Consider the following 7336-nt stretch of genomic DNA (forward strand, 5'->3'; position numbering starts at 1 on the left):
TGGCGGGCTAGCCGCGCTTCTTCATCACGGACACGTCCACGGCGTGGTCGGTGCGCCAGGTCCAGCCCTCGAGGTCGCTCGACACGGCGGAGTCCTCGGAGGTCTGCCCGATGAAGATGTTCGGCACCTGGTCGCCGAGCCAGTGCCGCTCGGCCGCGTTCCAGGCCTTGCCGGCCTCGTCCGAGAGCGGGTCCGGGAATTCCGACCCGGCGGCGACGAGTCGCTGGTACTCGTCCGACGACCACCGGGCGTAGTTCGAGGAGGAGCCGGGCGTCGTCAGGAGGCCGAGCTCGTACGGCGGGGACAGCGTGACCGACTCGCTCTTGGACAGCACGAGCTGCGTCTCACCCGCGCCGGCCTTCTGCTGCAGCTGGGTCGCCGGGATGCTCGACACGGTGACGTCGAAGCCGGCGTCCGCCGCGGCGCTCTTGATGGCGACGGCCGAGTCGGCGAGCGGCTGGTCCTCGGACGACACCGAGAGGGTCACCTTGACGGGTGTGGTCCTGCCGGCCGCCTCGAGCGCCTTCTTCGACGCGTCGGGGTCGTAGCGGTAGTCGGGGAGACCGCTGCCGTCGTAGCCCGGGGCGTCCGACGGGAGCATCGTGTTGTTCTGCACGGCCCGGCCCTTGTACACGCCGTCGATGATCTGTCCGTAGTCGATCGCGGTCGTGAACGCCTTGCGGACGGCGAGGTCGTCGAACGGAGCCGTGGTGGTGTTGAGCGACAGCATCAGGTACCCGTTGCGGGGCTTCTCGGGGACCAGCACCGAGCTGTCGCCGGCGAGCTCCTTCTGGTCGCTCGGCGAGAGGCCGAGGGCGATGTCCGCGTCACCCGACTTCAGCGCCTGCGCGCGGTTCCCGGCCTCCGGGACGACGCGCTGGACGACGCGGGTGATCTCCGGCTCGCCGAGGGCGTAGTGGGGGTTGGCGACGAACACCATCTCGCTGCCCGGGTCGACGCTCTGCACGCGGTACGGGCCGAACCCGAAGTCGTAGCGGCCCGACGTCCACTCGGTGGCCCAGGGGTCGGACTTCGTGACGTGCTGCTTCAGGTAGTCGGCGTCGTAGATGCTGCCCGAGGCTCCGGCGAGGATGGACAGGACCGTGAAGCCGTACGCGGGGTTCGACAGCGTCAGCTTGACCTTGTACTTGCCCTCGGCGGTGAACTGCGAGGCGCTCGTCAGCCCGGGCTTGCCGATGTACGGGAGGATGCTCGTCGTCGCGCCGAACTTGCGTTCGAACGACCAGATGACGTCGGCCGAGGTCAGTTCGTTGCCCTCCTCGCTCTTCACACCCTGCCGGAGGTCGAACGTGTAGGTCTTGCCGTCGGCGCTCTTCTCGTACGACTTCGCGAGCACGCCCTCGAAGTCGTACTGGTCCTGGTCCTGCGTGCCGGTCTGCTTCCCCGGCGTGTACTTCTTCCGGATCAGTCCGGCGTTGAGCAGGTCGAAGGTCGAGTAGTAGGAGGTGGTGATGGCGTAGCTGGTGTCGTAGCTGAGCTGGGTGGACAGCTCCGGGACGACCTCGACGACGGTGCTGCCGGCGGACGTCTTCGGCGCCGCCGAGGCGCAGCCGGAGAGTGCGACCGCCGCTGCGGTGACGACCGCGGCGAGGGCGAGGGCCGTGCGGCCCCGGGCGGGTTGGGTACGTGACACTGCGGCACTCCGTTCGGACGCGGGCGCACACGGCAGCCACGCGGGGAGGAGACGGGGGGTCCTGTCTCGGGGACACGAGCGCGGTCCGCCGACGGGCGGTCCGTGTGCTCCGTGGTCGGGGTCTGGCGACCCGACGACCTCAGTCTGCGCGACAGGTGTTTCCGAACCCGACGAGTGGTGTTACCGCGACATTTCGCTCCCGCCGCGGAACGCGACGGTGTCGGCCGACGGCCGGGTCAGTCGTCGGCGACGGCGACGCGGTCGCTCCGGAAGTGCGTGAAGCTCAGTTCGCGGACGCACCCCTCCGCGTCCTCGAGCACGAGCTCGCGCGCCAGCATCGGGGTCCCGACCGGCACCCGCATGGCCGTCGCCGTGCGCTTGTCCGACCGGACGGCCTCGATCGCGCTGACCGCGCGCCCGGCGGGACACCCGTAGCGCTCGGCGAAGCCGGCCTCGGTGACGGCGTCCCCGGCGTGGAGCGCGCCGCCCACACGCTGCAGGTGCGGCGCATCGGCCTGCAGGCGGTAGGTGGTGCGGACGAACAGGGGGCGTCCGTCGAGGGTCCCGATCTCCTCGACCATGCTGACGGACTCGTCCGAGGTCGACATCCGCACCTGGACCAGCGGCGAGGCGGCGACGACCGAGTGCTCGACGAGGTGCAGCGCGATGCCGTCCGTGGTCGACTCGGGGTGCGCGCACGCGGGGACGACCACCGTCGGCTCACAGGTCGCCTCACGGCTCGCCGGCGCGGCGTCCTCCACCGGGTCGCGGTCGAGAGCGGTCCCGCCGAGCCCGGGCGTGGACCCGGATCCGGACGCGGCGGCGGTGTCGTCTCGCATGCTCGCCAGGAGTTCGTGGTCGAGCCGAGCGACCCACCCGTCGCCCGTCGGACGGCGGGGCGGCACGGCGCCGCCGGCGTCGCGGGCGTCGGAGAGCGTCGACCGGTCGCCGCGGAACTGCGTGAGCGTGTACTCGCGCACGGCGCCGGAGTCATCGAGCGTGAACTGCTGCCGCGCGACGACCGGGGCGCCCGGCTCGACCGCGAGGACCCGGGCGCTCTGGTCGTCCGCCGACATCGCCTCGACCCGGTTTACGGTCCTGCCGTAGCGAGCGTCGAACAGGGTCGTGAACTCGTCGCACATGTCCTCGTCGCGTGCCGCCGCGAGGAACTGCTCCTTCGGCAGGCGACGGTCCGGCCGGGAGATGCCGACGAGCGACTCGAGGCGGGCGAAGAACTCCTCCGGCTCGACGTGCAGCGGCACCACACCCGTGCGCTGGAACACCGGCTGGTCGTTGTGGAAGCCGAGCTGCACGTAGGTCAAGGACAGCCGGGCATCCGTCCCCAGCAACTCGCCGATGAGTGCCGGCGTCGGGATGACACCGTCCTGGAGCGACACCACCTCGAGCCCGTCGGGTTCCTGGTCCGGAGCCGGGACGTAGTCGCGCGGCGGGATCCGGGGGATCGCGAACTCGACGATGTCGTTCGTCCGGACGGTCCCGACACGGGGGATCCGGGAGATCAAGCCGTCCTCGACGAGCATCGCGAGCGCCAGCCGTACCGAGTTGCGGGACGCCCCGAAGTCCTGCGAGATCGTGAGCTCCTGGAGCCGGTTCGACCGGGCGGACATCCCCGCGCGGATGACACTGCGGAGCTGCTCGTACGTGCGCCGCGTCGAGGTGTGCTGGGGAGCCCGGGTCATCGACCGTGCTCGCTGGAACTCGGCCGCGCGCTGTTCGACGTGCAAGAAGGACATGGCACCCTCCGGTGTGCTCACCCGGTCGGTCGAGCAGCCGTTCGCCGCGGACCGCGGGCCCGGGACCCGACCACTCCACGGTAGGTCGCCCGCAGACGGAGCGCAGCAGTCCGGGCCGAGGCGTAATGCGGGGGAAACAGACCCGGTCCACGCGCGAAATCCGCCGCCCGTTGACTGCCGCTCGATCCGGCCGGACAGGCGCCGGACGCGAGACGGGAAGGAACGCGCATGTTCCACATGGGCTGGTTCTTGGGCACCGGGTTCGGTGTGTACGGGTGGGGCGGCCCGTGGACGGGGAACGCCGGGGCGGACGTCGGCAACCCGCAGCTCTTCGTCGACATGGCGACCTCGCTCGAGCGCGCCGGGTTCGACTACATGATGCTCGAGGACTCGTCGGTGCTGCCGGACAACCACGGGGGGACGTTCGAGGCGAGCGTGAAGAAGGGGGGTCACGTCCGGTTCGACCCGGTGCCGCTGCTGCCGTTCCTGACCCGCGCGACGAAGCACATCGGCGTCATCGCGACGATCTCGACGTCGTTCTACCACCCCTTCATGGCGGCCCGGCTGTTCTCGACGCTCGACACCGTCACCGGTGGTCGGGTCGGCATGAACCTCGTGACGTCGAGCAACAAGTCGGCGATGCAGAACTACGGGCTCCCCGACCTCATCCCGCACGCCGAACGCTACGCACGCGCCAACGAGTGGGTCGACGTCGTCCGGCAGCTCTGGGACTCGTGGGACGCGGACGCGGTCGTGATGGACGAGGCCACGAACACCTTCGCGGACCACACCAAAGTGCGTCCGATCGACTTCGTCGGGAAGTACCACCGGTCGCGCGGGCCGCTCAACACCGTGCCCGGACCCCAGCGTCACCCGGTGATCTGCCAGGCCGGCGGGTCGAACGACGGCCGTGACTTCGGCTCCCGGAACGCGGACACCATCATCGCCGCCGCCAAGGGCGTCGAGGAGATGAAGGAGTACCGCGAGGACGTCAGCCGTCGCGCGGTCGAGGCCGGTCGCGACCCGCGGGACATCAAGGTGCTCTTCCTCGTCAGCCCCGTCATCGGGGAGACCCAGCGGGACGCCGAGGAACGGGACGAGGCCGCGAAGCGGGCGTTCGCCGCGAACATCGACGCGCAGATCGCCGGCTTCTCGTACATCACGAGCACCGACTGGTCGAAGTTCGACCTCGACGCGCCCTTCCCGGACATGTCGGACAACCAGGGACACAAGAGCACCATCGCGGACTTCGCCCGGTCGGGCGCGACCATCCGGGAGGCCGTCCTGAACCGCCGCACCCAGGAGTCCGTCCGGCTCGTGGGGACGGCCGAGTCCGTCGCCCAGGAGATGGACGAGTACATGGAGCACGCCGGTGGGGACGGCTACCTGGTGGCCATGCCGGTGACGCGACGGAACGTCACCGAGATCGCGGACGGCCTCGCTCCCGCGCTGCGACGACGTGGCGCGATCCGCTCCAGCTACGACCACAGCACGTTCCGCGGCAACCTTCTCGCCTACTAGGAGACCCATGTTCCACCTCGGTTGGTTCCTCAGCTACAAGCCCCAGGCCTGGGACGACGTCCACAGCGACCGCGGCAACCAGTTCCCCGATCCCGAGCCGTACGTCGACTTCGCACGGACCCTCGAACGCGCTGGCTTCGACTACCTGATGATCGAGGACGGCTCGTTCATCCCGGACGCCTACGGCGCGTCGATGGAGTACTCGCTCACGAACGCCTTCGCCGCGCCGAAGCTCGACCCGATGGCGCTGATCCCGGCGCTCGCCGCGGCGACGGAGCGCATCGGGCTCATCGGCACCGTGACGACGTCGTTCTACCCGCCCTTCCTCGCGGCGCGGCTCATGGCGACGCTCGACCACCTCTCCCGGGGACGCGTCGGCTTCAACCTCGTCACGGCGCACAACGACCGCACCGCGCAGAACTACGGCCTCGACGCGCACTACGACCACGACGAGCGCTACCGGATGGCGTCGGAGTGGGCGGAGCTCGTGACCCGGCTGCTGACCTCGTGGGAGCCGGACGCGGTCCTCGACGACGTGTCCGGCGGCCGCTGGGCGGACTACACGAAGATCCACGGCGTCGACCACCAGGGCGAGTACTTCTCCGCCAAGGGTCCGTTGAACCTGCCCCCAGGACCGCAGGGCGTCCCCGTCTTCTGCCAGGCGGGTGGTTCCCCGGTCGGCCGCGACTTCGCTGCCGGGGTCGCGGACACCATCGTCGCCCCGAGCGGGTCCGTCGAGCAGATGCGCGCGTTCCGGTCCGACGTCCGGGAGCGGGCGGCGGCGCAGGGACGGGACCCCGAGGACCTCCGGGTGTTGTTCCTCACGGACTTCACGATCGGCGACAGCGACGCGGACGCCCGGGCGCTCCTGGAGCGGAAGCACGCCGCTGCGGCCGCGAACATCGAGAAGCAGCTCGCGCGGATGTCCTTCGCGAGCGGCATCGACTTCTCGCAGTTCGACCTCGACGCCCCCGTCCCCGCCATCGAGACCAACGCCGCGCGGACCAGCACGTCGTCCTGGTTCGCCGACAAGCAGGTGAAGACGCTCCGCGAGATCGCGTCGAACACCCCGCCCGGTCTCGAGATCGTGGGGTCGCCGGCCACCGCCGCGGACCAGATGGAGGCGGTCATGGACGCCGTCGGGGGCGACGGCTTCCTCGTCGGCAACGAGATCACGCCGCGTGCGGTCGCGGACGTGGCGGGGGACCTCGTGCCGGAGCTGCGTCGGCGCGGTCTGGTCCGGTCCGAGTACTCGGAGCCGACGCTCCGCGGCAACCTCCGCGCGTTCTGAACGGGATGACGTCGTCCGCCGACGCCCGTCGGACCATCCCGGCCACGGGACGGCGGGGCGGACTCGCCCTCCCGCTCAGCGGCATCCTGCTCGCGCAGTTCGTCGCGAGTCTCAGCGCGACGATCGTCGCGACCGCGCTGCCGTCGATCTACGCCGACCTGCACACACCCTCGGCCGCGTCGACCTGGATCGTCGCGGCCACGGTCCTCGGCAACGCGGTGTCCGTCCCGATCTGGGGCGGGATCGGCGACCGGGTGCGACCCAGGACCGTGCTGCAGTCCGCGGTCCTGCTGTTCGGCGTCGCGTCCCTCGTCGCCGGGACGGCATCCGGCACCGCCGTGCTCATCGCGGGGCGTGCCCTCCAGGGGGTCGCGCTCGGCGGACTCTTCAGTCTCGGTGCGGTCGTCGTCGCCGGGCTGACCACGCCGAGGGAGCGGGGCAGGGTGAACGCCTGGACCGCGACGGCACAGACGGTCGCCACGGTCATCGGTCCGACGCTCGGCGGACTCGTCGTGCAGTCGGACCGGCTCGGCTGGCGGTGGTGTTTCTTCCTCGGGCTCCCGGTGACGATCACCGCGGTCGTCGTCATCGGGCTGACGATCCGGCGCGGCACGATCGCCGCGGTCCGCCCGCAGCGTGACGTGCTCGGCGCGGTCCTCGTCGGGACGGCGATCACCCTGCTCCTCGTCGCCGTGTCGTTGTCCGCCGATGCCGGGCGAGCGCTGTGGTGGATCACCGGCACCGGCGCCGCGGGCGTGGCCGCGACCGTCGCGATGGTACTCGTCGAGCTCCGGGCGCCGGCGCCGGTGCTGCCCGTCCGCCTGCTCCGCGACCCGGTCGTCGGCCGCTGTGCCGCCGGCGCGTTCCTCACCGGGACCGGGCTCTTCTCCGGCACCGTCTTCGTGTCGCAGTTCCTGCAGACCGGCGCGGGGCTGTCGCCCACCGCATCCGGGCTCGTGCTCCTGCCGGGCGCGCTCGTCGCGGTGTCGGTCTCCTTCGCCGCCGGACGCTACATGGGCCGGACGGGGCGGGTCCGGCCGGTCCTGGCGGTGGCGGCCGGGCTGCTCGTCCTGGGGCACGCGTCGCTCGCGGTCGCGGGCTCCGCACCGGTGCCGG

5 protein-coding genes are annotated in these 7336 nt (G+C 71.2%); 3 read left to right on the forward strand and 2 right to left on the reverse strand.

All coding sequences use genetic code 11. From position 1 onward, the window contains the following. Positions 1-7: 7 nt before the first annotated feature. Positions 8-1654 carry an ABC transporter substrate-binding protein gene (locus ACSW7Y_RS04960; protein WP_438125226.1) on the reverse strand — a complete coding sequence of 549 codons (1647 nt, stop codon included), beginning with the start codon at positions 1652-1654 and terminating at the stop codon, positions 8-10. A 236-nt stretch (positions 1655-1890) separates the two neighbouring features. Then, the gene (locus ACSW7Y_RS04965) at positions 1891-3408 is read right to left on the reverse strand and encodes a UTRA domain-containing protein (protein WP_438125227.1); all 1518 of its coding nucleotides are present in this window, start codon (positions 3406-3408) and stop codon (positions 1891-1893) included. 228 nt (positions 3409-3636) lie between these two features. Between ACSW7Y_RS04965 and ACSW7Y_RS04970 the strand changes: the two genes are divergently transcribed. From ACSW7Y_RS04970 to ACSW7Y_RS04980, 3 genes are all read left to right on the forward strand, one after another. Further along, on the forward strand, positions 3637-4929 hold the full coding sequence (locus tag ACSW7Y_RS04970) for an NtaA/DmoA family FMN-dependent monooxygenase (RefSeq protein ID WP_438125228.1): 1293 nt from the start codon (positions 3637-3639) through the stop codon (positions 4927-4929). Between the two features lie 7 nt (positions 4930-4936). Continuing rightward, the gene (locus ACSW7Y_RS04975) at positions 4937-6220 is read left to right on the forward strand and encodes an NtaA/DmoA family FMN-dependent monooxygenase (RefSeq protein WP_438125229.1); all 1284 of its coding nucleotides are present in this window, start codon (positions 4937-4939) and stop codon (positions 6218-6220) included. A 5-nt stretch (positions 6221-6225) separates the two neighbouring features. Further along, the coding region (locus ACSW7Y_RS04980; RefSeq protein WP_438125230.1) for an MFS transporter at positions 6226-7336 on the forward strand (1111 nt) is incomplete at its 3' end.

It is taken from the genome of Curtobacterium flaccumfaciens (assembly GCF_051548005.1).
Lineage (GTDB): Bacteria > Actinomycetota > Actinomycetes > Actinomycetales > Microbacteriaceae > Curtobacterium.